This window comes from Streptomyces sp. NPDC000404 (assembly GCF_040300365.1).
In the GTDB taxonomy this organism is placed as follows: Bacteria; Actinomycetota; Actinomycetes; order Streptomycetales; family Streptomycetaceae; genus Streptomyces; species Streptomyces ramulosus.
Genome location: NZ_JBEPDN010000003.1, coordinates 60605 through 84486 on the forward strand (window position 1 = coordinate 60605; position 23882 = coordinate 84486).

At 73.6% G+C, this 23882-nt stretch carries 27 protein-coding genes; 14 read left to right on the forward strand and 13 right to left on the reverse strand.

Annotated elements, in window-relative coordinates; genetic code table 11:
- Window positions 1–40 precede the first annotated feature (40 nt).
- Window positions 41–1021 (reverse strand): LysR substrate-binding domain-containing protein, encoded by a 981-nt coding sequence (locus ABT345_RS06095; RefSeq protein WP_345088503.1) that lies wholly within the window; start codon window positions 1019–1021, stop codon window positions 41–43.
- Between the two features lie 70 nt (window positions 1022–1091).
- On the opposite strand from ABT345_RS06095, the gene ABT345_RS06100 reads away from it, so the two are divergent.
- Window positions 1092–2228, forward strand: a complete 1137-nt coding sequence (locus ABT345_RS06100; RefSeq protein ID WP_345088501.1) for a YeiH family protein — start codon at window positions 1092–1094, stop codon at window positions 2226–2228.
- A gap of 74 nt (window positions 2229–2302) precedes the next feature.
- Here ABT345_RS06100 and ABT345_RS06105 read toward each other — a convergent pair whose 3' ends face one another.
- Window positions 2303–3346 carry an NAD(P)H-dependent flavin oxidoreductase gene (locus ABT345_RS06105; RefSeq protein WP_345088498.1) on the reverse strand — a complete coding sequence of 348 codons (1044 nt, stop codon included), beginning with the start codon at window positions 3344–3346 and terminating at the stop codon, window positions 2303–2305.
- A 197-nt stretch (window positions 3347–3543) separates the two neighbouring features.
- Between ABT345_RS06105 and ABT345_RS06110 the strand changes: the two genes are divergently transcribed.
- Window positions 3544–4407 carry a LysR family transcriptional regulator gene (locus ABT345_RS06110; RefSeq protein WP_345088496.1) on the forward strand — a complete coding sequence of 288 codons (864 nt, stop codon included), beginning with the start codon at window positions 3544–3546 and terminating at the stop codon, window positions 4405–4407.
- 51 nt (window positions 4408–4458) lie between these two features.
- Here the strand turns inward: ABT345_RS06110 and hemB are convergent, their stop codons facing one another.
- Together hemB and ABT345_RS06120 are read right to left on the reverse strand one after the other, a co-directional pair.
- Entirely contained in the window at window positions 4459–5448 is a 990-nt protein-coding gene (gene hemB / locus ABT345_RS06115; RefSeq protein WP_345088494.1) for a porphobilinogen synthase, read from the reverse strand.
- Between the two features lie 65 nt (window positions 5449–5513).
- Window positions 5514–6452, reverse strand: a complete 939-nt coding sequence (locus tag ABT345_RS06120) for a helix-turn-helix domain-containing protein (protein ID WP_345088492.1) — start codon at window positions 6450–6452, stop codon at window positions 5514–5516.
- Window positions 6453–7018: 566 nt separating this feature from the next.
- On the opposite strand from ABT345_RS06120, the gene ABT345_RS06125 reads away from it, so the two are divergent.
- Window positions 7019–7564 (forward strand): CchlQ, encoded by a 546-nt coding sequence (locus tag ABT345_RS06125; protein WP_345088490.1) that lies wholly within the window; start codon window positions 7019–7021, stop codon window positions 7562–7564.
- An 81-nt stretch (window positions 7565–7645) separates the two neighbouring features.
- Window positions 7646–8416: a class I SAM-dependent methyltransferase gene (locus ABT345_RS06130; protein ID WP_386460839.1), complete on the forward strand. Its 771-nt coding sequence runs from the start codon at window positions 7646–7648 to the stop codon at window positions 8414–8416.
- A 16-nt stretch (window positions 8417–8432) separates the two neighbouring features.
- Here ABT345_RS06130 and ABT345_RS06135 read toward each other — a convergent pair whose 3' ends face one another.
- Window positions 8433–9566 carry a hypothetical protein gene (locus tag ABT345_RS06135; protein WP_345088488.1) on the reverse strand — a complete coding sequence of 378 codons (1134 nt, stop codon included), beginning with the start codon at window positions 9564–9566 and terminating at the stop codon, window positions 8433–8435.
- Between the two features lie 96 nt (window positions 9567–9662).
- Between ABT345_RS06135 and ABT345_RS06140 the strand changes: the two genes are divergently transcribed.
- Together ABT345_RS06140 and ABT345_RS06145 are read left to right on the forward strand one after the other, a co-directional pair.
- Window positions 9663–10160 carry a MarR family winged helix-turn-helix transcriptional regulator gene (locus ABT345_RS06140; RefSeq protein ID WP_345088485.1) on the forward strand — a complete coding sequence of 166 codons (498 nt, stop codon included), beginning with the start codon at window positions 9663–9665 and terminating at the stop codon, window positions 10158–10160.
- A gap of 186 nt (window positions 10161–10346) precedes the next feature.
- On the forward strand, window positions 10347–10583 hold the full coding sequence (locus tag ABT345_RS06145) for a hypothetical protein (protein WP_345088483.1): 237 nt from the start codon (window positions 10347–10349) through the stop codon (window positions 10581–10583).
- Window positions 10584–10718: 135 nt separating this feature from the next.
- On the opposite strand, the gene lysA is transcribed toward ABT345_RS06145, so the two are convergent.
- Together lysA and ABT345_RS06155 are read right to left on the reverse strand one after the other, a co-directional pair.
- The gene (gene lysA, locus ABT345_RS06150; RefSeq protein ID WP_345088481.1) at window positions 10719–12053 is read right to left on the reverse strand and encodes a diaminopimelate decarboxylase; all 1335 of its coding nucleotides are present in this window, start codon (window positions 12051–12053) and stop codon (window positions 10719–10721) included.
- A gap of 11 nt (window positions 12054–12064) precedes the next feature.
- Window positions 12065–12415, reverse strand: coding sequence for an SAV_915 family protein (locus tag ABT345_RS06155; RefSeq protein ID WP_345088479.1), 351 nt, complete (start codon window positions 12413–12415; stop codon window positions 12065–12067).
- Between the two features lie 258 nt (window positions 12416–12673).
- Here ABT345_RS06155 and ABT345_RS06160 point away from each other — a divergent pair, with 258 nt between their 5' ends.
- The gene (locus tag ABT345_RS06160; protein WP_345088477.1) at window positions 12674–12889 is read left to right on the forward strand and encodes a superinfection immunity protein; all 216 of its coding nucleotides are present in this window, start codon (window positions 12674–12676) and stop codon (window positions 12887–12889) included.
- A gap of 262 nt (window positions 12890–13151) precedes the next feature.
- On the forward strand, window positions 13152–13376 hold the full coding sequence (locus ABT345_RS06165) for a superinfection immunity protein (protein ID WP_345088476.1): 225 nt from the start codon (window positions 13152–13154) through the stop codon (window positions 13374–13376).
- A 570-nt stretch (window positions 13377–13946) separates the two neighbouring features.
- Here ABT345_RS06165 and ABT345_RS06170 read toward each other — a convergent pair.
- Window positions 13947–14150: a cold-shock protein gene (locus ABT345_RS06170; protein ID WP_030667277.1), complete on the reverse strand. Its 204-nt coding sequence runs from the start codon at window positions 14148–14150 to the stop codon at window positions 13947–13949.
- 271 nt (window positions 14151–14421) lie between these two features.
- Here ABT345_RS06170 and ABT345_RS06175 point away from each other — a divergent pair, with 271 nt between their 5' ends.
- The 4 genes from ABT345_RS06175 to ABT345_RS06190 all read left to right on the forward strand — a co-directional run bounded on the left by ABT345_RS06175 (window position 14422) and on the right by ABT345_RS06190 (window position 18119).
- A complete protein-coding gene (locus ABT345_RS06175) occupies window positions 14422–15312 on the forward strand; it encodes a menaquinone biosynthetic enzyme MqnA/MqnD family protein (RefSeq protein WP_345088472.1) in 891 nt (296 codons plus the stop codon).
- A 215-nt stretch (window positions 15313–15527) separates the two neighbouring features.
- The gene (mqnC, locus tag ABT345_RS06180) at window positions 15528–16727 is read left to right on the forward strand and encodes a cyclic dehypoxanthinyl futalosine synthase (RefSeq protein ID WP_345088470.1); all 1200 of its coding nucleotides are present in this window, start codon (window positions 15528–15530) and stop codon (window positions 16725–16727) included.
- A gap of 7 nt (window positions 16728–16734) precedes the next feature.
- The gene (locus tag ABT345_RS06185) at window positions 16735–17334 is read left to right on the forward strand and encodes a hypothetical protein (RefSeq protein ID WP_345088468.1); all 600 of its coding nucleotides are present in this window, start codon (window positions 16735–16737) and stop codon (window positions 17332–17334) included.
- An 86-nt stretch (window positions 17335–17420) separates the two neighbouring features.
- A complete protein-coding gene (locus ABT345_RS06190; protein WP_345088466.1) occupies window positions 17421–18119 on the forward strand; it encodes a demethylmenaquinone methyltransferase in 699 nt (232 codons plus the stop codon).
- 53 nt (window positions 18120–18172) lie between these two features.
- On the opposite strand, the gene ABT345_RS06195 is transcribed toward ABT345_RS06190, so the two are convergent.
- Entirely contained in the window at window positions 18173–18697 is a 525-nt protein-coding gene (locus tag ABT345_RS06195) for a GNAT family N-acetyltransferase (RefSeq protein WP_345088464.1), read from the reverse strand.
- A gap of 121 nt (window positions 18698–18818) precedes the next feature.
- On the opposite strand from ABT345_RS06195, the gene ABT345_RS06200 reads away from it, so the two are divergent.
- Entirely contained in the window at window positions 18819–20138 is a 1320-nt protein-coding gene (locus ABT345_RS06200) for a geranylgeranyl reductase family protein (RefSeq protein ID WP_345088462.1), read from the forward strand.
- Between the two features lie 57 nt (window positions 20139–20195).
- On the opposite strand, the gene ABT345_RS06205 is transcribed toward ABT345_RS06200, so the two are convergent.
- The gene (locus ABT345_RS06205; protein ID WP_345088460.1) at window positions 20196–20477 is read right to left on the reverse strand and encodes a hypothetical protein; all 282 of its coding nucleotides are present in this window, start codon (window positions 20475–20477) and stop codon (window positions 20196–20198) included.
- 159 nt (window positions 20478–20636) lie between these two features.
- A complete protein-coding gene (locus ABT345_RS06210; RefSeq protein WP_345088458.1) occupies window positions 20637–20879 on the reverse strand; it encodes a hypothetical protein in 243 nt (80 codons plus the stop codon).
- A 238-nt stretch (window positions 20880–21117) separates the two neighbouring features.
- Here ABT345_RS06210 and ABT345_RS06215 point away from each other — a divergent pair, with 238 nt between their 5' ends.
- Complete coding sequence (locus tag ABT345_RS06215; protein WP_345088456.1) at window positions 21118–21357, forward strand: hypothetical protein; 240 nt, start codon at window positions 21118–21120, stop codon at window positions 21355–21357.
- A gap of 176 nt (window positions 21358–21533) precedes the next feature.
- Here ABT345_RS06215 and ABT345_RS06220 read toward each other — a convergent pair whose 3' ends face one another.
- Window positions 21534–22424: an NADH-quinone oxidoreductase subunit E gene (locus ABT345_RS06220; protein ID WP_345088454.1), complete on the reverse strand. Its 891-nt coding sequence runs from the start codon at window positions 22422–22424 to the stop codon at window positions 21534–21536.
- 422 nt (window positions 22425–22846) lie between these two features.
- Entirely contained in the window at window positions 22847–23677 is an 831-nt protein-coding gene (locus tag ABT345_RS06225; RefSeq protein WP_345088452.1) for a C40 family peptidase, read from the reverse strand.
- Between the last annotated feature and the right edge of the window lie 205 nt (window positions 23678–23882).

Genomic DNA, 23882 nt, shown 5'->3' on the forward strand with positions numbered 1-23882 from the left:
CGTTCGCGTGTCCGGGCCGTTCCCGTGTCCGGGGCCGGGCTCAGCCGGCCGCCGTCTCCGTCTTCTTACGGGCCGGGCGGTGCGTACGTCCCTGGGCCGGGCGGCCCCAACTCGACTGCAGGGCGCAGTTGGTGAGGTCGGCGGCGGGGCCGGAGAGCTGGGAGCCGGCGCGCCAGATGGCCCGCAGCCGGCGGCGCAGATCGACGTCCGCGACGGCGACCTCGCGCAGCCGCCCGCCCCGGATGTCGTCGCTGATCGCGAACCGGCTGAGGACGCCGACGCCCTGCCCGGTCAGCACCGCCGTGCGGATCGCGGCGGTCGAGGCCAGTTCGAGGCGGGGCGCGGCGGCGCCCTCCGCACCGGCGCGGGCGAGCGCGTGGTCGAGGGTGTCGCGGGTGCCGGAGCCCTTCTCGCGGGCGATGAGCGCGGTGGCGGCCAGCTCCGTGACGGTCAGCGGGCGGCGTCGCCGCGACCAGGGGTGGCCGGGCGCCACGACGATGACCAGGTCGTCGACGGCGACGACCCGGGCGTGCAGCCCGCTGGTGGTGCGCGGGCCCTCGATGAAGCCGAGGTCGGCGGCGCCGTGCAGCACGTCCTGGGCCGCCTGCTCGGAGTTGCACATCCGCAGCGCCACGCCCGTCTCCGGCGAGCGCAGCCGCAGATCGGCGAGCCAGCGCGGCAGCAGGTACTCCGCGACGGTCAGGCTCGCGGACACGCTGAGCTGGGAGTCGTGGCTGCGGCGCAGTGCGGCGACGCCGGTCTCCAACTGGTCCGAGGCGCCGAGGACTTCGCGCGCCCAGTCGGCGACCGCGACACCTTCGTCGGTGAGCCGGCAGCCGCGCGGCGAGCGGACGACCAGGGTCAGCCCGAGATGCCGCTCCAGCCGTTTGATGCGGTTGGTGACCGAGGGCTGCGCGACCTGCAGGGCCCGCGCCGCGCCGCCGATGCTGCCCTGGTCGACGACCGCGAGCAGCATCTCCAGCGACCGCAGGTCCGTCCTCATAGCGTATTGGCCGTCCATAGCACAAGTCTATGGGTGCATAGGGGGTTGGTGGCTACCGCGAACTGTCCCTCGATCGGACGATCGGGACATGCCCTCACTTGACGGGACCGCCCGCCCCGACCGCCGAAGCGACCCGGAACCGGCCGCCACCGCCCTCCCCAGCACCACCGGGGACGCCCCCGCGGAGAGCGCCGCGCCGCCCTCCGCCGGTCCGCCCGCGCCCGGTGACGGCGGCAGCGGCCCGGGCTGGCTGGCCCACCACGGCCCCGGTCTCGCCGTGGTCGTCGTCGGCGTCGCCGTCTCGTACGGCCTCAACCGTCTCGTCCCGGCGGTCAGCGCCCTGACGATCGCGGTGCTGCTGGGCGCGCTGGCCCGGAACACCGGGCTGCTCGGCGACCGCGTGCTGCCCGGCGCGAAGCTTGCCACGAAGAAGCTGCTGCGCACCGGCGTCGTCCTGCTGGGACTCCAGCTCGCGCTCTCCCAGGTGCTCCAGCTCGACCCCGGCGTCCTGCTGGTGGTCGCGGTGACCGTCGCCGGGACGTTCGCCGGGACGATGTGGCTCGGCCGCCTGATGGGCATCCGACCCGGCACCACCCTCCTCGTCTCGACCGGCTTCTCCATCTGCGGCGCCTCGGCCGCCGCCGCGATGGACGCGGTCAGCGACAGCGACGAGGAGGACCTCGCCACCGGCGTCGCACTGGTGACGATCTTCGGCAGCCTGGCGATCGTCCTGCTCCCGCTGCTCCAGCACCCGCTGGGCCTGTCCGACACCGCCTTCGGCGTCTGGTCCGGCGCGAGCGTCCACGAGGTGGCGCAGGTCGTCGCCACCGCCTCGGTCGCCGGTCCCGCCGCGCTCGCCGTCGCCACCGTCGTCAAGCTGACCCGCGTCGTGCTGCTCGCCCCGCTCATCGCCGGCTACAGCATCGTCCGCCGCCGCAAGGGCACCGCCGACGCCACCGGCAAGCGCCCGCCGCTGGTCCCGCTCTTCGTCCTCGGCTTCATCGCGATGGTCGCCGTCCGCAGCTCCGGCGTACTGCCCGCGCCCGTCCTGACGGCCGCCCAGACCCTGACCACCCTGCTGCTGGCGGGCGCGCTCTTCGGACTCGGCACCTCGGTACACCTGATGTCGCTGATCCGGACGGGAGCCCGGCCGGTCGCGCTGGGGGCCGCGTCCACGGTGTTGGCGGGGGCACTGTCGTTGGGAGGGATTTTGGTGTTTACGTGACCCCCCGCGGCCCGCGTCCCGGCCGTGACGCCGTTCCGGCCGGGGCGCGGGCCGTTGCCGCACCGGGCCCGCCCTCAGGAAGCCCGGTGCAGCGCCGCAGCCGCCTCCGCCCACAGCCGCTCCGTCAGCTCCCCCGCCGGAACGCGCTCCGCCTTCCGGTGGTTGACGCCCGCCCACAGGCTCAGACCGTGGGCGTCGCCCGCCGCCGCGGCGGCGGCCCGCAGCGGCTTGGTGAGCTGGTTGACGAGGGGGTAGCCGACCGGCGCGGAGGCGTCGTGCTCCTCGATGAAGCGGTTGCGCAGCCCGCGCGCGTAGCGGCCGGAGAACGCCCGGGTGACGACCGTGGCCTCGAACTCCGGCCGGGTCAGCGCCTCCCGGTACGCCGCGGCGGTACCGGCCTCCGGGGTGCGCAGATAGGCGGTGCCCAGCTGCGCGGCCGTCGCCCCGGCGCGCAGCACGCCCGCGATGTCCGCGCCGCTCGCCAGGCCGCCGGTGGCGATCAGCGGCAGCCGGGTGGCGGCCGCGACGGCCGGCAGCAGCTCGGCCAGCGGCGTCGGGTCCGGCTCGGCGTACGGGTCGAAGGTGCCGCGGTGCCCGCCCGCCTCCGGGCCCTGCACACAGAGCGCATCGACACCCAGCGCCTCCGCCTCCCGCGCCTCGGCGACCGTGGTGACCGTCACGATCACCCGGCTACCCGCCCGCCGCAGCGCCTCGACGGTCTCGGCGGGCGGCGCGCCGAAGGTGAACGACACCACCGGCACCGGGTCCGCCGTCAGCAGCGCGATCTTCTCGTCCCAGAAGTCGGTGTCGCCCCGGTCGGGCTCGGGCAGCGTCACGCCCCACCGCTCCGCCTCCGCGGCCAGCTCCGCGCGGTACGGGGCGACGGCGTCCGGGGCCGGGACCTCCTGCGGGACGAAGACGTTCACCCCGAACGCGGCGTCGGCCTTGGCCCGCACCCCGGCGATCTGCTCGGCGAGCTGCGCGGGCGTCTTGTAGCCGGCCGCGAGGGTGCCGAGGCCACCGGCCCGGCTGACGGCGACCGCCAGCGCCACGGAGCCCGGCCCGCCGGCCATCGGCGCCTGCACGAGCGGAATGCGCAACTGGGACAGGTCGAACACGGTGGCTCCTTCGGTGCGGTAGCAGAGCTGGCGCGGCCGGGCGGCCCGGAAATGCGCGGGCCATGCGGAACGCGCCCGCCGGAATGCGGGAACGGCCCGCGAGCGGAAATCCGCCGGAAAACCCGTCCGCCCGCCACCTTACGGAGCCGCCGAAGCGCCGGGAAATGCTTCTCGCCGCTGAACTATGCTTCGCGGACATGGATCTGGAACTGCGGCATCTGCGGGCCTTCACCGCGCTCGCGGACCACGGCTCCTACACCCGTGCCGCGGCCGCCTCCCACCTCACCCAGCCCGCGCTCTCCCGCACGATCCAGCAGCTGGAGGCGGTGGTCGGCGTCCGCCTCGTCGACCGCTCGTCCCGGCATGTCGCCCTCACCCCCGCGGGCCGGGAATTCCTCGGCCCCGCCCGCCGCGTCCTCGGCGACCTCGACCGGGCCGTCCGCGACCTGCGGGTCCACCGCACGCTCCGCCTCGGCTTCAGCTGGCTGCTGCCCGACCCGTGGGCGCAGCGCACCCTCGCCCGTTTCGAGCGGGCCACCGGCGCGACGGTCGACCTCGTCCGCGTCGACGATCCGGCCACCGCCCTCGCCTCGGCCACGGTCGACATCGCCGTCTTCCGCGGCCCCGCCGCGCCTGGCGGGCTGACCGTCCATCCGCTCTTCGACGAGGAACGCATCGCCGCGGTGGCGGCCTCTTCCTTTCTCGCCGACCGCGAAAGCATCGACTGGTCGGAATTCCACCGGTGGCCGCTCGTGGTGAATACCGTCACCGGCACCACCACCCCCGATTCCTGGCCCCCCGACGCCGCCCCGAAAACCGTCATTCCGTGCGCCAATTACGACGAATGGCTGGAGACCGTGGCCGCCGACCGCGGGGTCGGCGTCGTCCCGGCGCTGGCCGCCCGCCGCGTCACCCACTCCGGCCTCCGCTTCGTCCCCCTCACCGGCGCCCCCGTCCTCCCCGTCCGCCTCGCCCACCTCACCGCCGGCGGCCGCCGCCCGCTGCTCCGGGAGTTCCTGGACGCCGCCACCGCCGCCGGGAACGACGACGGCGTCCGGTGACCGTCTCCACGGTCACCGGACGCCGTACACCCGCAACGGAGCGCGCCCCGCTCACAGGCCGCGCGCGACCTCCGTCGCCCAGTACGTGAGGATCAGGTCGGCGCCCGCCCTCTTGATGCCGGTCAGCGTCTCCAGGATCGCCTTGTCCCGGTCGATCCAGCCCTTCTCCGCCGCCGCCTCGATCATCGCCAGCTCACCGGAGATCTGGTACGCCGCGACCGGCACGTCCACCGCGTCCGCGACCTTCGCCAGCACGTCCAGATAGGGCAGCGCCGGCTTGACCATCACCATGTCGGCGCCCTCCTCCAGGTCGAGCGCCAGCTCCCGCATCGACTCGCGGAGGTTCGCCGGGTCCTGCTGGTAGGTCTTGCGGTCGCCCTGCAGCGACGAGCCGACCGCCTCGCGGAACGGCCCGTAGAACGCCGACGAGTACTTCGCGGTGTACGCGAGGACCGACACGTCCTCGTGGCCGGTCTGGTCCAGCGCGTCCCGGATGACGCCGACCTGGCCGTCCATCATGCCGCTGGGCGCCACCACATGGGCGCCCGCGTCCGCTTGGACCTGCGCCATCTCGGCGTACCGCTCCAGCGTCGCGTCGTTGTCGACCCGCCCGGCGCCGTCCAGCACCCCACAGTGGCCGTGGTCGGTGAACTCGTCCAGGCACAGGTCCGACATGACCACCAGGTCGTCCCCGACCTCGGCGCGCACGTCCCGCAGCGCGACCTGGAGGATGCCGTCCGGGTCGGTGCCGACGGTGCCCGCCGCGTCCTTCTTCGCCTCCTCGGGCACGCCGAACAGCATGATCCCGGAGACACCCGCCTCCGCCGCCTCGACCGCCGCCTTACGGAGCGTGTCCCGGGTGTGCTGGACGACCCCGGGCATCGCCGAGATCGGCACCGGCTCCGAGATCCCCTCGCGGACGAACGCCGGGAGGATCAGATCGGCCGGGTGCAAACGGTGTTCGGCAACCATCCGCCGCATGGCGGGGGTGGTCCGCAGCCGCCGGGGCCGCGCGCCGGGGAAGGTTCCGTACTTCGTCATACCGTCCACGCTACGCCCGCCCCACCACTGCCTTTGCCGACGCGACGTCGGGCCGCGGCCGCCCCTCATGCAGCGCCCCGAACCACGGGCCCGCCCCCGCGGTCCCGCTCCTCGCGGCAGTCCCGGCAGAGCCCCGGCGCCCGCCCGCGGAAGGCCCGCTCACAGCCGTCACAGGTCTGGAACGGCGGTGGGCCGGCATCGGGAGGCTCACCCGCGCCGGACCCGGACACCACCGGAAGGGGCGGCGGCAACAGCTCCCGCAACCGATGCGCGAGCAGCCCGGCCGGATACGTCAGCTCCGCCGGAAGATCCGCGGTCAGGGCGCGGTGGACGGCTGCGGCGGTGGCGCCGTTGTCGAGCCAGGCAAGAACCGCCGGAACGAGCCGCCGCACCTCCCGCCCGGGCAGCGTGAGCCGGTCATCGGCCCGCCGCAGACCCACTAGGAGAGCGGTGGCGGCGGCGTGGCGCGCGCCGCCGGGACCGTGCCGCTCGCCGCCGGACGCCTCCGCTGCGGGGGACGGCACCTGCGGGGCGGGAGGCGCGGGCCGTACGGGGCGAGGCTCGGCCAGGGCGGGCGGCGAATGCTTCTCCTCCGGGGACTCCCCTACGCGGTCCGGCTCGCCGTCAGCGTCCCCTCCCAGGTCAGGCGCATGAAAGGCATACGTCCTCGTGACGAAGCGGCCACCCGGCACACGCTCCCGTACCCGCTCGACGTAACCGTGGGCCTCCAACTCCCGCAGGGCGAAGGCGATCCGGTCCCGCCCCTCGGGAAAGCGTTCCGCAAGGGTGCGGATGTCGACCGCCGCGCCCTCGGGCAGCGACAGAATGTGCGTGGCCACCCCGATCGCAACGAGCGACAACTCACGGTGCTGAGCGAGGTGATTGCCGATGATCGTGTACCGGTCGGGCTGGTGCGCCCTGATGTGAGTGACACCGGTGCGGGTGGTGGTTAGTCGAACACGGTGCTGCGGGCGCGCGGCGGCGCTAGTCTTCTGTTCAGCCATCGGGAAGGTCTTGCTTCCTTGTGGTCAGCCACCGGGAAGGTTCTAGCTTCCTCGGCGGTCAGGCCCTCGCACTGGGATGGCAGTCCCGGCGGGGGCCAACGCATTTCTACGGTTGTTGGCATGGGCGAGACTGCCCGCCCAACCTGCCCTCGCGCCAGCTGAGTTGATTCCGTTCACCCCCATGAGTGACGTACACGGGGTTTAGTTGGTTTTGGAAGGTTCTTTCCTAGAGTTCTTTGCTCTTTTGCCGCCGGTTGCACCGCCGCCCGGCCCACCGGGGCCCGGGTTTCCGGGCTCCGGTCCTACTCCCGCAGAAACGGCACCTTCACAGGTAAAGCTGCTGCTCACAGGCCCGGCCACACGTCCCGCCACGGAAAACGGCGGCCTGGCCGGCCGGGCAACTCGCCTCGTACGCACCGCGGTTCGCCTCGGTGCAGGACCGGACCGAACCGGGCGCGGAGTGAGCTGGCCTGCCCGCTGCGCAGCCGCTCCGTCACCGCGGGCCTTCCGGGGCCGGGCGGCCCTCAGTAGATTCGGCCGGGCATCTGATGATCACGGGGGGCGGTATGGACTGGGGCACGCTCGCAGGGGCGGTCAGTGGTGGGGCGTTGGCGATGGCGGGGACCGTGCTCGCCGATCGGTTGCGGCATCGGTACGAGGCCGATCGCGGGACCGGGGAGCGGCGACGGATCGTGTATCTGGAGTTCATCACGGCGGCGGAGGCGTGCCATACGCGGTTGCGGGCGCTCGCCAAGGATGCCAGCGCCGCCGATCGGGAGGCGGCCGGCCGGGCGGCGCTGAGCGAGGCGGGGATCTACGAGGCGCGGGAGCGGCTGTTTTTGGAGGCGACCACCGGGGTGGCCGGTGCCGGGCAGGCGATGTTCGAGCGGTTGCGGGCGCTGCAGCGCGCGGTGGCGGGCGGCGCGGGGACGGACTCGGCCGCCTTCCACGACGCCCACCACCCCTACATCGGCGCGGTGTGGGCCTACCGCGTCGCCGTACGCGAGGAGCTGGAGGGGCAGCCGCTCGCGCCCGCCGACTTCGGCTGGGGCCGGTGGGACGGTACGGACCGGTGCGCGCGGTGCCGGGAGGCGGCCGCGGCGGGGGCGTGAGCGGACGGGGCGCGGGACGGGCGGGTGCGCCGTGTGGGCGTTTCGGGCCCGCGTCGCCGGGCGGCGGGTGATGCTGGGGCGATGAACGACGTGACCGACGGTGTGCGTTCCCAGGCGTTCGATGCGGCTGCCGCCCACTATGCGGAGAGCCGGCCCTCCTACCCACCTGCGCTTCTCGACTTCGTGGCCGCGTGTCTGGGGCGTCCTTTGGCGGGCGCCCGCGTCGCCGATGTCGGGGCGGGCACCGGGATCGCGACCGCGCTGCTGCGGGAGCACGGCGCCGAGGTGATCGCGGTGGAGCCCGGGGCGGCGATGGCGGCGCAGCTGCGCCGGGCGCTTCCGGACGTACCGCTGGTTCGGGGCGACGGCAATGCGCTGCCGCTCGCCGACGCCTCCTGCGACCTCGTTACGTATGCGCAGTCCTGGCAGTGGACCGACACCGCGCGCTCCGTGCCGGAGGCGCGGCGGGTGGTGCGGGCGGGCGGGGCACTGGCGGTGTGGTGGAACACCACTGCCTTCGGCGTGCCGTGGTTGCGCGCGCAGCACGAGCGGATCGCACGCCACTGCGGGGTGGCGCCGCGGCCCGTGACCCGCCCGGACGACGCACAGGCGATCCGGCTGGCGGGCCTTACCGGGCTGCGCGTCGCCCGGCGGCTGCTCCCCTGGGGGCGGGCCGTCCCCCTGGGCACCCATCTCGCCAACGTCGGCAGCCGCTCGGCCCTCCTCGTCCTCGAACCGGCCGCGCGCCGCGCCTTCCTCGACGCGGAGCGCGAGCGGTTGCGTGCGGATTTCCCCGATGGGGTGGTGGAGGAGCGGTACGTGGTGGATGTGCTGGTGGCCGGGGAGCTGTGACGGCCGGGCCGTCGCCTCAGCCGGCCCGCCGGACGATGGCGCCGACCGCGCCCCCCGCGTCGAGCCGGGGGATGCGCTGCTGGGCGGCGTGCGCCGCGGCCCGGTAGCGGGGGTCGGGGCGGAGCGCGTACTCGCGCAGGCAGGCCTCGGTGAACTTGATGACGTGTTCGTCGCCGTGGTCGGCGGCGCGGCCGGCCTGGTCGGCGAGGGGCGGCAGGTCGGGGACCTCGTCGCGCCAGGCGTCGGTGCCCTCGCCGCGCCGGTCGGTGGTGAACGCGAGCAGGAACGCGGTGTGGATCTGCCACAGCCGGGCCAGCGTCGGTTCGTACAGCTCGTACGGGAGGTGGGGCAGGACGAGGCGGACGGCGGCGGGGGCGGTGACGCCGTGGATGAGGGGGACCGGCGGGACCTCGGGGTGGCCGAGGTAGACGTCGGTGAACTGGAGCGTCATGTCGCCGAGCAGGCGCGGCGCGTGCTCGGGGGCGAGGCGGCCCAGGCTCTCGTGGTAGCCGGGGTGGTCGGTGAGCGCGTCGAGGCGGCGCAGGACCGTGCCCGGGGTGAGGCCGCCGTCCTGCGGGTCGCGGGGGAGCGCGGCGACGGCGGACGGCAGGGTGTGGGCGCCGCGCAGGCGGGGCGTGCCGGGGAGTTCGGTGTAGCGGGCAGCCCAGTAGGCGAGGCCGCGGGCGAGTTCGGTGCGCTGGAGGCCGGTGGCGCCGGTGCCGGCCGCGTGCAGGCCGCGGACGGCGTGGGCGGTGCGGATCAGGCCGTGGGTCAGGCCCGCGAACAGGCCGGGGAGCAGCCGCGGCCACCAGCGGACGAGGACGTCGCGCCAGGGGGCGTCGGCGAGTTCCCGGGCGAAGAGGGCCTCCCAGTCGCCGGCCCGGTCGAAGGCGCCGAGGGCGGGGCGCCAGGACGACGGGTCGGCGGGGTCGAGGGGGAAGCGGGCGGCGGGCGGGGCGTGGTGGTCGAGGGCGCTGCGGTAGCGGCCGACCCAGCGGGCGACGTCGTCCTCGTGGCCGAGCGCGGCCAGCGCCTCGGCGCCCATCGGGCCGTGGGAGGCGAGGTCGACGCCCTGCCCGCGTTCGTAGCCGAGGTCGTCCATCCGCTCCAGGGCGTCGTTGAGGGCGTCGTGGTATCCGATCGACGGCATGGTCTCCCCGTTCTGGGTGGTGGGGTGCGCGTGGACGTTCCTATACGCTTCGGATCAGCGAACAGTTTGGATATCCGAAGCGTCTAGGATCGGAGTATGCCTCATACGCACGAGCCGGGGAAGAGCCCCCGGGTGCCGACCCCCGCGGAACTCGAAGTCATCGGCCTCGTCCCCCTGTTGGAGCCGTTCTTCCGAGTCGGGGCGGTGCGCGGCCAGATGCCGGAGAAGATGCGCGAGGCGATGGAGGCGAACGGGCTGACCGCCCGGCACGGCGCGGTGCTGCCGCAGCTGCTGTCCGGCGGCCCGCTGACCGTCGGCGAGATCGCCCGGCGGCTGCATGTCTCCCTGCCGACCGCCAGCGAACTGGTCGGCGCCCTCAACCGCGCCGGAATGGTCACCCGCACCGAGGACCCGGCCAACCGCCGCCGCATCCTCGTGTCCCTCGCCGACGCCTACCGCCCGCCCCTCGAAACGTTCGTCGCCCGCCGCTCCGAACCCCTCCTACGCGCCCTCGACGCCCTCACCCCCGAGGAGCGCGCCGGATTCCTGGCGGGGCTGACGGGGTGGGTGCGGGAGATCCGGGACAGCGATTAGGGGAGGCCGGGGGCCTGGCGACCCAACGGGAGCGGCGCCGGACCGGCGCATTAGTCACCTGTTAGTGGAACGTCACCTTGATCTTCGAAGCTGGCTGCCGTCCGGGAACGAGAGACGCGTCCCGGAGCGTGGATCCACACGCCGTCGAGCGTGCACGCAACGCATATGCACACGAGGAGAGAAGACATGCGCAAGTTCCAGCGCACCGCAGTCGTCGCCGCCGGTCTCCTGGCCCTGTCCGGCTTCGCCGCGGGAGCCGCGCAGGCCGCCGATCTCCAGACCATGGAAACGCAGGGCAACTACCAGACGGACTGCCACACCGACCAGACCCAGCAGGAACTGGACCGGGCGGTGGGGCACCACGTCACCATCGACCACTGCGAGGACGCCGGCCCCGGCAGCATGGTCATCTACTACTCCTGAGTCCGGTACGACCTTCTGCGTCCGGTACTGCTCCTGAGTCCGGCCGGACCAAGGAGACGAACGGCGAACGGCGGCTCCCCCGGGCGTGGGGGAGCCGCCCTCGTGCCGCGGGGAAGCCGCTCCCGGCGTTCGCGACTACACCCCCACATCCCTCCGCTGCACGTCCTCCAGGGACTCCCGCCGCACCAGCAGCCGGGCCTCGCCTTCGCGCACCGCGGCCACCGGGGGCCGTCCCACCAGGTTGTACCCGGAGGCCATCGACAGCTGGTACGCGCCGGCGACGGGCACGGCCAGCAGGTCGCCGGGGCGGATGTCGGCGGGCAGCGGAACGCCGTCGGCGAGGATGTCGCCCGCCTCGCAGTGCCGTCCGACGACGGTGGTGGGGCGTACGGCGGCGTCGGGGCGGCGGCCCACCAGGCGCGGCGCGTACCGCACCCCGTACAGCGCCGGGCGCGGGTTGTCGCTCATGCCGCCGTCGACGGCGACGAAGGTCCGGCCGCCGGTGTCCTTGACGGCGAGGACCCGGTAGAGCGCGACGCCCGCGGGCCCGGCGACGGCCCGGCCCGGCTCGATGAGCAGGCGGGGCACGGTCAGTCCGGCGACGGCGCAGCTCTCGACGAGTTCGGCGCGCAGCCGCCGGGCCAGCGTGGTGAGGTCGAGCGCCGGGTCGCCGGGGCGGTAGGCGATGCCGTGGCCGCCGCCCATGTCCAGCTCCGGCAGGGCCACGCCGTGCGCGTCGCGGACCCTGGCCATCAGCCCGACGACGCGGCGCAGCGCCGCGAGGTAGGGCCGGACGCCGGTGATCTGGGAGCCGATGTGGCAGTGCAGGCCGGTCAGTTCGAGCTGCGGCTGGCCGAGGATGCGGGCGATGGCGTGCTGGGCGGAGCCGTCGGTGAGGGAGAGGCCGAACTTCTGGCCGTCGGTTCCCGTACGGATCTTCTCGTGGCCGCCGGCGGAGACACCGGGGACGACCCGCACCATCACCTTCTGGCGTCCGTGAGGGCCGACGAGGGCGGCGAGGCGGGCGATCTCGGACGGGCTGTCGATGACGATCCGGCCGACGCCGAGCCGCAGCGCGCTGTCGAGGTCGCGGGGCGATTTGGCGTTGCCGTGCAGCAGGATGCGGCGCGGGTCGAAGCCGGCGGCGACGGCGAGTTCCAGCTCACCGGCCGAGCAGACGTCCAGGCCGAGCCCTTCCTCGTCGATCCAGCGGACCAGGGCGCGGCAGAGGAACGCCTTGGCGGCGTAGTGGACGTCGGCGTCGGGGAACGCGTCGCGGTAGGCGCGGCAGCGGGCCCGGACCTCCGCCTCGTCGAGGAGGTAGACGGGGGTGCCGAAGCGGCGGGCCGCCTCGGTGAGGGGGACGCCGCCGACGGCGAGGTCGCCGTCGGGCAGGCGGGTGGTGGAGGACGGCCAGACGGACAGATCGTCGGCGTCGGCGGGGAGGAGGGGGCGGACCGCGGTGGTCATGGCGGCGGCTCTCAGACGGTCCGGGCGGCGCGGCGGGCGGGCTGCGGCGGGACGCTCGCGCGGGCGCGCGGGAGGGCGCGGGGCGCGGTGAACGTCGGGTCGACGGTCAGCCGCGGGGCGCCCGACGGGGCGGCGAGGGCGCGCAGCGCGGCCTCGGACAGCCGGATCCAGGGCTGGGCCGCGCCGAGGGTGGCGGCCAGCCGGGCGGGGCTGGTGAAGCCGACGGCGGTCCGGGCGCCCAGCGGGGTGCGGAACAGGCGGAGCGCGGGCCCGGTTTCTCCCGGCCGGACGGGTACGCAGAGCAGTCCGGCCGGGGACGGTTCGTGCGGCTCGGCGTCGTCGTCGTACGAGTGCAGGCACATGCGTCGGTCCTCCGGGGAGTCGGGTGGCCCCGGACGCGGGGAGGTCGCCGGGGCGCATCGAACGTATCCCCGGGCGCGGCGCCCAACGTCCCTGTCCTGACGCGTCCTTGACGGCGGGCGGCCCGGCCCTTGCGGATCGCTGACGGGCCGGCGCGCGGGGGATCTCCGGGCGGCGGGGAAGCCGGTGTTAATACAGGTCGGGTACGGTGCGGGCCCGTCAAGAGCGGGTAAAGAACGATCAGGAAGTGTGGTGCAGCGGTGCAGGTGTTCGGACTCTCGGTTGTGGAAGTGCTGGTCGTGCTGGTGGCGCTGGCGGTCTTCTTCATACCGACGTATGTGGCGTTCTCCCGCAAGGTGGAGAACCGCTGGCTGGTGCTGGCGATCAACGTGGTGTTCGGCGGCACGGTCCTGGGCTGGGTGATCGCCCTCATCCTGGCGACGCGCAAGCCGGCCGCGCAGCAGCAGGCGGCGTGACGGTCTGACGGCGTGACCGCGTGCGCGGGCGCCGGCCCGCGCTCCGCACGCATCCCGGACCCGGCGGCCAACGGCCCTTTCCGGAGAGGCCTTTGACGGCGCGGAGACCGGAGCTGGGGGAACGGGCGCCGGGCGACGGGAACCGCATGACCCCCCAGGCGCGTGAGGAAACTGCGTACGGTGCGGCAGCCGTTGCGGACGCCGACCCGGTACGGTGCGCCCCCGCCCAGGGCGGACGGAACGACCAGGAAGTGTGAGGCAAGTGACCGATTATCTGCAGGCTCTGACGCCCGTCGTGGCCATCGTGCTCGCGGTGCTGGCGTTGGTGGTCTACCTGCTGCCGACGTATGTGGCCTTCCACCGCAAGTCGGAGAACCGCTGGCTGGTGCTGGCGATCAATGTGCTGCTCGGCGGCTCTCTGGTGGGCTGGGTGATCGCCCTCATCCTGGCGACGCGCAAGCCGGCCGTGCAGCAGCAGCCGGCGTGACGGTGTGACGGCGTGAGCGGGGCGCGGACCCCGGCCGGAGGCGCGTGACGGCTCCGCCCCGGGCCGCGTGACGGCTCCGCCCCGGGGCGTCCGCCCGGCGTGGTCCGCGCGGCCCGCCCGCGGGCGCCCGGCCGGTGGCGCGGGGCGCCGGGAATCATGACGGAACCCTGACAGCGTGACGGAACCCTGGCGGAAAGGCCCGGCGGAAGAACTGCGGCGGAGCGGCCCGCCCGCAGGATTCCGCGGAACGCGGAACAGATCCCGGGAACTCCCGGGAATTCCGGTGGACGCGGGCGTCGGCTGACTCGCGAGTCAGGAAATCCTCCGCCGTCCGTCCGCCGGCCGCAGATCCGTTTCCGCGCCCGATTCCCCGGCTGTTTCCGTCCGGTACATGCCCGGTTTGTGTGCCGTATGTCGATGCTTCGGTGCGGGGAATCGGAAATCCCGTCCCGGCCGGCGGAAAAACCGAAAAAAGCAGGAGCCCCACTCGCCGAAGTGGCGGAGCGGGGCTCCTTGGGTACTGCTCTTGAGAACTCCTACCAATGGCCGTTACCGGCCGACCCGGGCAACTTAGGCCGGGGTGACGTTCTCCGCCTGCGGGCCCTTCGGGCCCTGCGTGACGTCGAAGGTCACCTGCTGGTTCTCCTCCAGGGAGCGGAAACCAGAGGCGTTGATCGCGGAGTAGTGGACGAAGACATCCGGGCCGCCGCCGTCCTGGGCGATGAAGCCGAAGCCCTTTTCAGCGTTGAACCACTTGACGGTTCCGGTAGCCATAAGCCCTCCTTGGGCCAAAGGGTTGCCCTGCTCCAGAACCTGCAAACAAGTCTGAAAACGACAAAAGCCTGCGGGTTACATGCTCCGCAGGCTCTGTACTGCAAGGGAAACCAAACTGCAACTTGCGCTGAGCGTAGCATGGTGCGCTCGTGCGGTGGAAGAGCCAAAGATCACGTTTACCCGAAGGGGTCAGGGCCGCCCATCCGGCGCCCGGCGAGCCATATGCGCCCCCGCCGTGCCGGTTCCCGACCGACGGGTCTAGCCTCCGCATGTGGACAATTCAACCTTTGGAGACGCCCCCGCCGAAGCCGACGCCGAGGCCCGTCGCAGCCGGCCGCGGGTGGGCCACATCCAGTTCCTGAACTGCCTGCCCCTTTATTGGGGCCTCGCCCGTACGGGCACCCTGCTCGATCTGGAGCTGACCAAGGACACCCCGGAGAAGCTCAGCGAACAGCTGGTCCGGGGGGAGCTGGACATCGCGCCGGTCACCCTGGTCGAGTTCCTGCGCGCCGCCGACGACCTCGTGGCCTTCCCGGACCTCGCGGTCGGCTGCGACGGCCCGGTGATGTCCTGCGTGATCGTCTCGCAGAAGCCGCTGGAGCAGCTGGACGGCGCCCGCGTCGCCCTCGGGTCGACGTCGCGCACCTCGGTGCGGCTGGCGCAGCTGCTCCTCGCCGAGCGGATCGGCGTCAAGCCGGACTACTTCACCTGCCCGCCGGACCTGGGCCTGATGATGCAGGAGGCGGACGCCGCCGTCCTGATCGGGGACGCCGCGCTCCGCGCCAACCTCCACGACGGTCCCCGGCTCGGCCTCCAGGTCCACGACCTGGGGCAGATGTGGAAGGACTGGACGGGCCTGCCGTTCGTCTTCGCCGTCTGGGCCACCCGCCGCGACTACCTGGCGCGTGAGCCGGAGGTCGTGGAGAAGGTCCACGAGGCGTTCCTCGCCTCCCGGGACGTGTCGCTGGAGGAGGTCACCAAGGTCGCCGAGCAGGCCGCCCGCTGGGAGTCGTTCGACGAGACGGTGCTGGAGAAGTACTTCACGACGCTGGACTTCCGCTTCGGCCCCGACCAGTTGCGCGGCGTCACCGAGTTCGCCCGCCGGGTCGGCCCGACCACCGGCTTCCCCGCCGATGTGGCGGTGGACCTGCTGGGCCGCTGACCGCCCGGCCCGCCGGCGCGCGCCGCACCGCCGCGCGCCCCTGACATCACCGCGGCGCGCCCCTGACGCCCGCGGCACGCGACCCTGACGTCCGCCCGGCCGTCCGCGCCCGGCCCGCCTCCCGCCGCCGCCCCGGCGGGAGGCCCCCGGGCCGCCCGGAAGCGCTGGCGTAGGCTGGGCCGGTCCGTCAATACCCCTCCGAAAGGGACGCTCCGGTGACCGAGAACGCCGACCTCCAGTCCGTACTCGACCGCGCCGCCGAGGGCGGCCGCATCACGCCGGAGGAGGCGCTCGACCTCTACCGTTCCGCGCCGCTGCACGCCCTCGGCCGGGCCGCCGACGCCGTACGCCGCCGCCGCTACGCCGGCACCGAGCACATCGCGACGTACATCATCGAGCGGAACATCAACTACACCAACGTCTGCGTGACGGCCTGCAAGTTCTGCGCGTTCTACGCGGCGCCGAAGGACACGAAGAAGGGCTGGAGCCGCGACCTCGACGACATCCTGCGCCGCTGCGCGGAGACCGTCGAGCTGGGCGGCACCCAGATCATGTTCCAGGGCGGCCACCACCCGGACTACGGCGTCGAGTACTACGAGGAGCACTTCTCGGCGATCAAGAAGGCGTTCCCGCAGCTGGTCATCCACTCCCTGGGCGCCTCCGAGATCGAGCACATGGCCCGGATCTCCCAGGTGCCGGTCGAGGAGGCGATCCGCCGGATCCACGCCGCCGGCCTCGACTCGTTCGCCGGCGCCGGCGCCGAGCTGCTGCCCGAGCGGCCCCGTAAGGCCATCGCGCCGCTGAAGGAGTCCGGCGAGCGCTGGCTGGAGATCATGGAGATCGCCCACAACCTCGGCGTGGAGTCCACCTCCACCATGCTGATGGGCACCGGCGAGACCAACGCCGAGCGGATCGAGCACCTGCGGATGATCCGGGACGTCCAGGACCGTACGGGCGGCTTCCGCGCCTTCATCCCGTACACCTACCAGCCGGAGAACAACCACCTGAAGGGCCGGACGCAGGCGACGCTCTTCGAGTACCTGCGGATGATCGCCATCGCGCGGATCTTCCTCGACAACGTCGCGCACATCCAGGGCTCCTGGCTGACCACCGGCAAGGAGATCGGCCAGCTGTCGCTGCACTACGGCGCCGACGACCTCGGTTCGATCATGCTGGAGGAGAACGTCGTCTCCTCCGCCGGTGCCAAGCACCGCTCCAACCGCCAGGAGATCATCGACCTGATCCGCAAGGCCGGCCGCGTCCCCGCGCAGCGCGCCACCACCTACGAGCACCTCGCCGTGCACGACGACCCGGCGAACGACCCGGTCGACGAGCGCGTCATGTCGCACATCTCGTCCACGGCGATCGAGGGCGGCACGGCCCACCCCGAGCTGAAGCTCGTCGAGACCAACTGAGCCCGCGGTGCTGACGCTTCACGTCGCCGAGTCCTCCCCCGAGGCCGCGGTCCTGGTCGAGGGCGCGTCGCTCGCCGCCGTCGGCCCGTACGAGGAGCTGGCCGCCGCCCGCCCCGCCGCGCGGGTGCGGCGGTGGCCGGGCATCCTCACCCCGGGGCTGCTCAACCCCTACGGGCCCGAGCTGCTCGAAGGCGCCTACCACCCGGACCCGCGCGAGGCCGACGAGTTCGGCACCGAACCGATCACCGGGGAGCGGGCGCAGGCCCTCTTCCGCGCCGATCCGGCGCGGCGCGGCGCCAGTGCCCGGCGCGGGATCCAGCGGATGCTGGCGCACGGCACCGTCGCGATCGCCGGTGAGCTGCGGCACCGGGCCGTCGTGGACGCGGTGCGCCGGGCCCAGCTCGCGGTCGGGCAGCGCTCGGAGAACCTGCCGGGCCCGGCGTCCTTCTCGCCGTCCCCGCTGATCCTGCTGCCGCCGCTGACGGCGGGCGGGCCCGCCCGGTTCGCCGTGTTCGACGTGCCGGACCGGGCCGCCCTGGTCAGGCTCGGGGCCGCCACCTGCGTCGCCACGGTCGTCGGCGGCCGGCTGGTCCACCGCCGCCGCTGACCGCCGCGGCGCCCGGCCCGGCGCCCCTTCCGTCCCGATGCGTGCCCGGTGCCGGGGGCGGCCGGGCGACGGTGGACAATGGCCGGGTGACCCGAGCATCCCTGGACAAGCAGCCGCACGAAGTCGCCGCGATGTTCGACGACGTGGCGGCGCGCTACGACCTCACCAACGACGTGCTCTCCCTGGGCCAGGCCCGGCTGTGGCGCAAGGAGGTGGACCGGGCGGTCGCCGCCCGGCCCGCCGAGCGCATCCTCGACCTCGCCGCCGGCACCGGTACGTCCTCGCTGCCCTTCGCCCGCACCGGCGCCCACGTCGTGCCGTGCGACTTCTCCGTCGGCATGCTCCGCGAGGGCAAGAAGCGCCACCCGTGGCTGCCGTTCACCGCCGGTGACGGCACGAAGCTGCCCTTCGCGGACGAGGTGTTCGACGCCGTCACCATCTCCTTCGGCCTGCGCAACATCCAGGACACCGACGCCGCCCTCGCCGAGCTGTACCGCGTCACCAAGCCCGGCGGCCGCGTGGTGATCTGCGAGTTCAGCGAGCCGACGTGGGGCCCGTTCCGCACCGTCTACACCGAGTACCTGATGCGGGCGCTGCCGCCGGTCGCCCGCGCGGTCAGCAGCAACCCGGACGCGTACGTCTACCTCGCCGAGTCGATCCGCAGCTGGCCCAACCAGCCCGCGCTCGCCGCCCGACTCCAGGGCGTCGGCTGGTCGAAGGTGGCCTGGCGCAACCTCACCGGCGGCATCGTCGCCCTGCACCGCGGCATCCGACCCGCGCACTGACGCGGTGTGGCCGGGGCGGCGCACCGCCCCGGCCACGGCTCATCCCCGCCGCCTCACGGCGTCAGCCGGTAGCAGTACGCCGTGACGCCCTCGTCCCCCGGCTTCTTGTACGTCTCCGCCCGCCGCATGCCGAGCCGTTCGGCGACCGCGATCGACCGGGCGTTGCGGGAGTTGATCATTGCGACGACCTCGGGGACGCCGGCCGCCCGGACGTCCGCCAGCGCCGCGCGCGCCGCGGCCGTCGCATACCCCTTGCCCCAGTGCTCGCGCCCCAGCCGCCAGCCGATCTCGATCTCACCGGCCGGGCCCCACGACTGCGGCCACGGCTGGGCGCCGGCGAAGCCGAGGACCGTGCCGTCCGGGTCGAGCAGGGTGTAGAGGCAGTAGCCGCGTTCGGCGTGGTGGCGGCGCTGGCGGGCGGTCAGCTCGTCGTAGACGGAGAGTTCGTAGGGCTCACCGCCGAAGAACTCCATGACGTCGGGGTGGGCGAAGACGTGGTGCCAGTTCCAGGCGTCCTCCTCGGTGGGTACCCGCAGTTCGACGGCGGGGGGCGCGCCGTCCGTGCTCGTCTTCGTCATCGGCTGCATGGCCAACCCTTCAGGTTCTGATCACCAAGGCCCCCATAGACTGCCCATGCCCGGTGCCGTTCGGCACCCGGATATGCAGAAATCCAGATATCGACTTCCCTGGAGATCCCCCGTGACCGAGTCCGCGCCCGTGACCGAGTCCGCGCCCGCCGCCGAGCGGCGCTCAGAGCACAGCGCGGATGTGATCGTCGTCGGCGCCGGTCCGGCCGGCTCCGCGACCGCCTACCACCTCGCCCAGGCCGGGCTCGACGTCCTCCTCCTGGAGAAGACGGCGTTCCCCCGCGAGAAGGTCTGCGGCGACGGTCTGACGCCGCGCGCCGTCAAGCAGCTCGTCGCGATGGGCATCGACATCTCCGAGGAGGCGGGCTGGCTGCGCAACAAGGGCCTGCGGATCATCGGCGGCGGCTCCCGCCTCCAGCTCGACTGGCCCGACCTCGCCTCCTTCCCCGACTACGGCCTCGTCCGCAAGCGCGACGACTTCGACGAGCAGCTCGCCCGCCAGGCGCAGAAGGCCGGCGCCCGGCTGTACGAGCGCTGCAACGTCGGCGCCCCGATCGTCCACGAACTGACCGGCCGCATCACCGGCGTGCACGCCAAGCTCGGCGAGGAGAAGACGCCGGTCACCTTCCACGCCCCGCTGGTCGTCGCCGCGGACGGCAACTCCACCCGCCTCTCCGTCGCGATGGGCCTGCACCGCCGCGACGACCGCCCGATGGGCGTCGCGGTCCGCACGTACTTCACTTCGCCGCGCCACGACGACGACTACCTGGAGTCCTGGCTGGAGCTGTGGGACCGCCGCGGCGCCCAGGACCGGCTGCTGCCCGGCTACGGCTGGATCTTCGGCATGGGCGACGGCACCAGCAACGTCGGCCTCGGCATCCTCAACTCCTCCTCCGCCTTCAAGGAGCTGGACTGGCGCGAGATCCTCAAGGCGTGGTGCGCCTCCATGCCCGAGGAGTGGGGCTACACCCCCGAGAACATGACGACGACGATCCGCGGCGCGGCCCTGCCGATGGCCTTCAACCGCCAGCCGCACTACACCCGCGGCCTGCTGCTGGTCGGCGATGCGGGCGGGCTGGTCAACCCGTTCAACGGCGAGGGCATCGCGTACGCCATGGAGTCCGGCGCGCTGGCCGCCGAGGTCATCGTGCAGGCCCACGCCCGCGCCACCTACCTCCAGCGCGAACGCGCCCTGGAGCGCTACCCGAAGGTCCTCAAGGAGACCTACGGCGGCTACTACTCGATGGGCCGCGCGTTCGTGAAGCTCATCGGCAACCCGAAGGTCATGCAGATCGCCACCCAGCGCGGCCTGACCCACCCGCTGCTGATGCGCTTCACCCTCAAGATGCTCGCCAACCTCACCGACCCCACGGGCGGCGACGCGATGGACCGCATCATCAACGGGTTGAGCAAGGTGGCCCCGAAAGCTTGATGGTTCAACGCCGGGCCGCTCGTGGGAACGAGCGGCCCGGCTCCTGGTGTTCGGCCGTCACACGTTGACGATCTTCACCTTTGGCGAGCCGGGAAGCTCCTCGGCGGCCTTGCACAGCGCTGGGATGTGCGACCTGTCAGAAGTGACGAGTAGTACGGGGGGAGTGCAGAGCGCGGCCGTGGCGACGACCAGGGCGTCCACGAGGCACTCGTGTCCGTCAAGGCCCGAGGCGTCCAGCAGCTTTGTTGCGGCGTCCGTCACGGCGTCGTTGACCGGTTTCACATCGAATCGGGACAGCAGGAACTGGAGCCGCTTGGCGGCTTCCCCTGTTCGACGCACCTCCAAGGGTGTCAGCGCGGACAGCGCCACACGTCGGCCGCTCTGCTGAGCGACCTCGATGCGCGCGCATCCCCTCGTCACCGTCGACGTGCAGGGAAAGTCCTTGGGCGTCCAGGACGAGAGTGCCCTCGCTCTTCGCCTTGATCTTGAGGCGCTTGCTTACCACTCCTGCTCCGCCTGTCGCCGTGCTTCGGCGGAAACGGGGCCGAACGCCTTGCGGTCGGCGGCCACGACCTCGCGGAGCTTCTGCGCGGCGAGCCATTCCTCCAGGGCTTCGGCCACGACGGAGGAGAACCCGCTCTTGCCGGCGCGTTCCTCGACTTCCTTGATCAACGACTGGGCGAGCGACACGGATCTCTTGCCGGCCCGCTCGACGGCCTGGGGTGCCACGTGACTGCTCATACCTAAGACGTACCACCGGTGGTAGGAAGTTTCTCTTCCGATGGTCACCTCGGTGGAACCAAGCCCGCCCCGAAGGCGTGAACCACCGGGCGTCGCCCGGCACCCGCGTCACCTCACCGGGTACGCGTCACCCCGAGAGCGTCCTCTTCCGAGCAGGTCACGCATGGTCCGCACGGGGCGGGGGGAGTACGGAGGGGATTCATTCGCCCGTGGAGTGTGAGGTCATGAGTTGGACGCGATGATCAGGGATGCCGAGGGAGCGCGCGACGAGCTGCGGGCCGCGCTGCTGGGGGTCGGTGTCGTCCTGCCCACCCTGCGGCTCGACGCCGCGTCGGTCGCCGGCGAGGACCCCCGGCCGCTGGTGGAGCTGGGGCGCTGCGCCCCGGACGTGGCACGGCAGCTCGCCGCCGTCCTCCGCCGCTGCGCGATGCACAGCACGTACGAGCGGAACCGGCAGGGCGCGGGCAGCGCCCCGTGAACGCGGGCGCGGTGCCGGCGTGCCCGGCCGCGGCTCCGGGGGAGCGCCCGGTGAGCCGGGGCGCGGTGCGGGACGGCGCCCGGTGAGCCGGGCCGTCGCCGGGAACGCTCGGTGAGCCGGGCCGTCGCCCCCGGGAGCGCCCCGTGAGCCGGAACGTGGCGTCCGGGGACGGTCCGTCAGGGCCGCGCGGCCCCGCCCTCGGGGTGTCCGGCCGTGCCGCGCTCCCGGCGGCGGGTCAGCAGATATCCGCCGGCCGCGGTCGCCGCGAGGACGGCGCCGCCCGCCGCGAGCAGCGTGGCGGCGCTCCGGTCCCCGGCGGTGATCCGCGCCAGCTCCGCGAACCGGACCTCGGTCGTGGGGCGGTGCTGCGCCGCGCCGCCGCCACCGGCGGCCACCGGTCCGTGCGGGGCGCCGGGGCGTGAGGTGCCGGGGCGCGCCGTGCGCGGGCCCTCGGAGGCCGGGCCGTCCGGGCCCGGCTTCTTCGCGTGCGGGCCCTCGGGGCGCGGGAGTTCACGGTGCGGGCGGCCGGGCGCCGGGGCGTTCCCGGCGGGCGGACCGGACGGGGCGGTGTGCGGCGCGGCGGACGGGGCGGGGTCCGCGACGGTGGTCCGTACGGTGACGCTCCAGGGCGCGCTGTCCGGGCAGACGCCCTCGATCGCCCAGGCCGCCCGGGCGTCGGCCCGCGCGGCGGCGGCCTCGTCGATCGGCCCGAGACCCAGCGGCACCCGGGGAGCGGTCTGCGCCGTGCCCCGGTAGGTGCCGGTGGATCCCTGGCGCTCCAGGGTGACGGTGCCGTCCCGCAGCACCCGCCCCTCGCCGCTGATGTTCCGCGGCATCCGCTCCTCGTCGCGTACCGCGCAGGTCACCGCCAGGGTGACGGACCGGCCGCGGTGCACGGTCGCCGGGCTGACGGAGGCGGACGGCCCGTCGGCGGAGGCGGCCGCCAGGGATATGGCGGCGCCGGCGGCTATGGGCCGCGCGGGCGCGGCCGGGGCCGCCGGGGCGGTGAGGGCGACGGCGGCCGCGCCGAGCGCGGAGGCGGCCAGGGTGCGCGCGGCGCGGGACATGCGGGTCCTCCTGGGACGGCGTCGGGGAGCGCCCGGTCGGGCGCCCGGGCCCCGCACACCATCGGTGCGCCGGGCCCGCTTCCGTAGCCATGTCAGCCGAGGTGCGTCCGGTGCGCACGCGGAGCGGTGCGGGGGAGGGGCGCCGGTGGGCCGAACGGGCGGCGCGCCGCCGACGCCGCATCACCTGATGCGGCGGAACACGGCCGGAATCCGGCGGCCCGTACGAGGGGAGGGCGCCGTACGAGCGGGGACGCCGGCCGCCGAACGCCGAAGGGCCGCCCCTCCCGAGCGGTGGGAGGAGCGGCCCGAAAAGGCGCGCTACGGAGCGGCCGGCCCGTCAGGAAGGGCGACGGGGGCGCACCGGCGGGAGGGGATGCCGGTGCGGGTCGCGGACGGGGCGTGCTCCGTTGCGGGTGCCGGTCTCAGAGGACGCGGACGGCGCCGGTCGGCATGTCGTAGCTGAGCGGGCGCTCGACCACGCCGGTGCTGGAGTTCTGCGCGCCGATGAAGTTGCCGTTACCGACGTAGACGCCCACGTGGTAGGCGCTGCCCGCGCCGCCCCAGTAGAGGATGTCGCCGACCTGGAGGTTGCTCAGGCCGACCTGGGTACCGGCGGTCGACTGCGACTGCGAGACGCGCGGCAGCTCGATGCCGATCTGCCGGAACGCGGCCTGGGTGAGGCCGGAGCAGTCGTACGCGGAGGGGCCGGTGGCGCCCATGACGTACGCCTTGCCGACCTGGGCGCGGAGGAAGGAGAGCAGCGTGGCGGTGGAGCCGGTGGCGCCGGTGGACGGCGTGGAGGCGTCGGAGCCGGAGTCCGCGGAGCCGCCGCCCGTCAGGTCGGTGCGGTCGGCGGAGCGGGAGGCCCGCGTCTCCAGGGCCTCGGCGGCCTTCTTCTTGGCCTCGGCCGCCTTCTTCTTGGCCTCGGCGGCCTTCTGCTCGGCCTCGGCCTTGTCCTTCTTCGCGGCCTTGGCGGCGGTGGACGCCGCCTTGTCCTGCGCGGCCTGACGCTCGTACACCTCGGCGACCTGCTGGGTCGCGTCGGCGCTCTCGGCGAGGTCGACGGTGAGCGCCGTCGTGATGGTCGGCAGCTCCTGCGTCTCGGCCACCGGCTTGTCGGCGGCGTTGGCCGGAACGGCGGCGCCGGTCACCGCGAGGGTGAGGAAGCCACCGGTCACGCCCGCACGCAGGGCCCGCGAGGACGCGGAACGGCGGGGCTTCCGGTGGCTGGGTATGAGTGCGTTCGGGGACATGGCACCACGGCTATCAAGAGTCACAGGTTGCTGCCAACAAAGGTGGCCTGCGCCACACTTGACGCGTTCATGGTGAACAAAGCGGACTTATCGCCGCGCGCAAGATCGCTCGAACGGTGTCCGAAAATCGCGATCATGCACCTACGCACGGCTTTTACGGCCGATCCGGGCGCGCCAGGGCGCCTATCACCTCTGCGGGCGCCAC

What these genes read in the sequence shown, in the direction of transcription:
- ABT345_RS06140 (WP_345088485.1), top strand. Translation starts at nt 9,663, where the DNA reads ATGCCTCATACGCACGAGCCGGGGAAGAGCCCCCGGGTGCCGACCCCC.
- hemB (WP_345088494.1), bottom strand. Translation starts at nt 5,448, where the DNA reads ATGACGAAGTACGGAACCTTCCCCGGCGCGCGGCCCCGGCGGCTGCGG.
- ABT345_RS06095 (WP_345088503.1), bottom strand. Translation starts at nt 1,021, where the DNA reads ATGGACGGCCAATACGCTATGAGGACGGACCTGCGGTCGCTGGAGATG.
- ABT345_RS06155 (WP_345088479.1), bottom strand. Translation starts at nt 12,415, where the DNA reads ATGTGCCTGCACTCGTACGACGACGACGCCGAGCCGCACGAACCGTCC.
- ABT345_RS06215 (WP_345088456.1), top strand. Translation starts at nt 21,118, where the DNA reads ATGATCAGGGATGCCGAGGGAGCGCGCGACGAGCTGCGGGCCGCGCTG.
- ABT345_RS06135 (WP_345088488.1), bottom strand. Translation starts at nt 9,566, where the DNA reads ATGCCGTCGATCGGATACCACGACGCCCTCAACGACGCCCTGGAGCGG.
- ABT345_RS06100 (WP_345088501.1), top strand. Translation starts at nt 1,092, where the DNA reads ATGCCCTCACTTGACGGGACCGCCCGCCCCGACCGCCGAAGCGACCCG.
- ABT345_RS06225 (WP_345088452.1), bottom strand. Translation starts at nt 23,677, where the DNA reads ATGTCCCCGAACGCACTCATACCCAGCCACCGGAAGCCCCGCCGTTCC.
- ABT345_RS06130 (WP_386460839.1), top strand. Translation starts at nt 7,646, where the DNA reads ATGAACGACGTGACCGACGGTGTGCGTTCCCAGGCGTTCGATGCGGCT.
- lysA (WP_345088481.1), bottom strand. Translation starts at nt 12,053, where the DNA reads ATGACCACCGCGGTCCGCCCCCTCCTCCCCGCCGACGCCGACGATCTG.
- ABT345_RS06125 (WP_345088490.1), top strand. Translation starts at nt 7,019, where the DNA reads ATGGACTGGGGCACGCTCGCAGGGGCGGTCAGTGGTGGGGCGTTGGCG.
- ABT345_RS06210 (WP_345088458.1), bottom strand. Translation starts at nt 20,879, where the DNA reads ATGAGCAGTCACGTGGCACCCCAGGCCGTCGAGCGGGCCGGCAAGAGA.
- ABT345_RS06145 (WP_345088483.1), top strand. Translation starts at nt 10,347, where the DNA reads ATGCGCAAGTTCCAGCGCACCGCAGTCGTCGCCGCCGGTCTCCTGGCC.
- ABT345_RS06195 (WP_345088464.1), bottom strand. Translation starts at nt 18,697, where the DNA reads ATGACGAAGACGAGCACGGACGGCGCGCCCCCCGCCGTCGAACTGCGG.
- ABT345_RS06220 (WP_345088454.1), bottom strand. Translation starts at nt 22,424, where the DNA reads ATGTCCCGCGCCGCGCGCACCCTGGCCGCCTCCGCGCTCGGCGCGGCC.
- ABT345_RS06120 (WP_345088492.1), bottom strand. Translation starts at nt 6,452, where the DNA reads ATGGCTGAACAGAAGACTAGCGCCGCCGCGCGCCCGCAGCACCGTGTT.
- ABT345_RS06110 (WP_345088496.1), top strand. Translation starts at nt 3,544, where the DNA reads ATGGATCTGGAACTGCGGCATCTGCGGGCCTTCACCGCGCTCGCGGAC.
- ABT345_RS06170 (WP_030667277.1), bottom strand. Translation starts at nt 14,150, where the DNA reads ATGGCTACCGGAACCGTCAAGTGGTTCAACGCTGAAAAGGGCTTCGGC.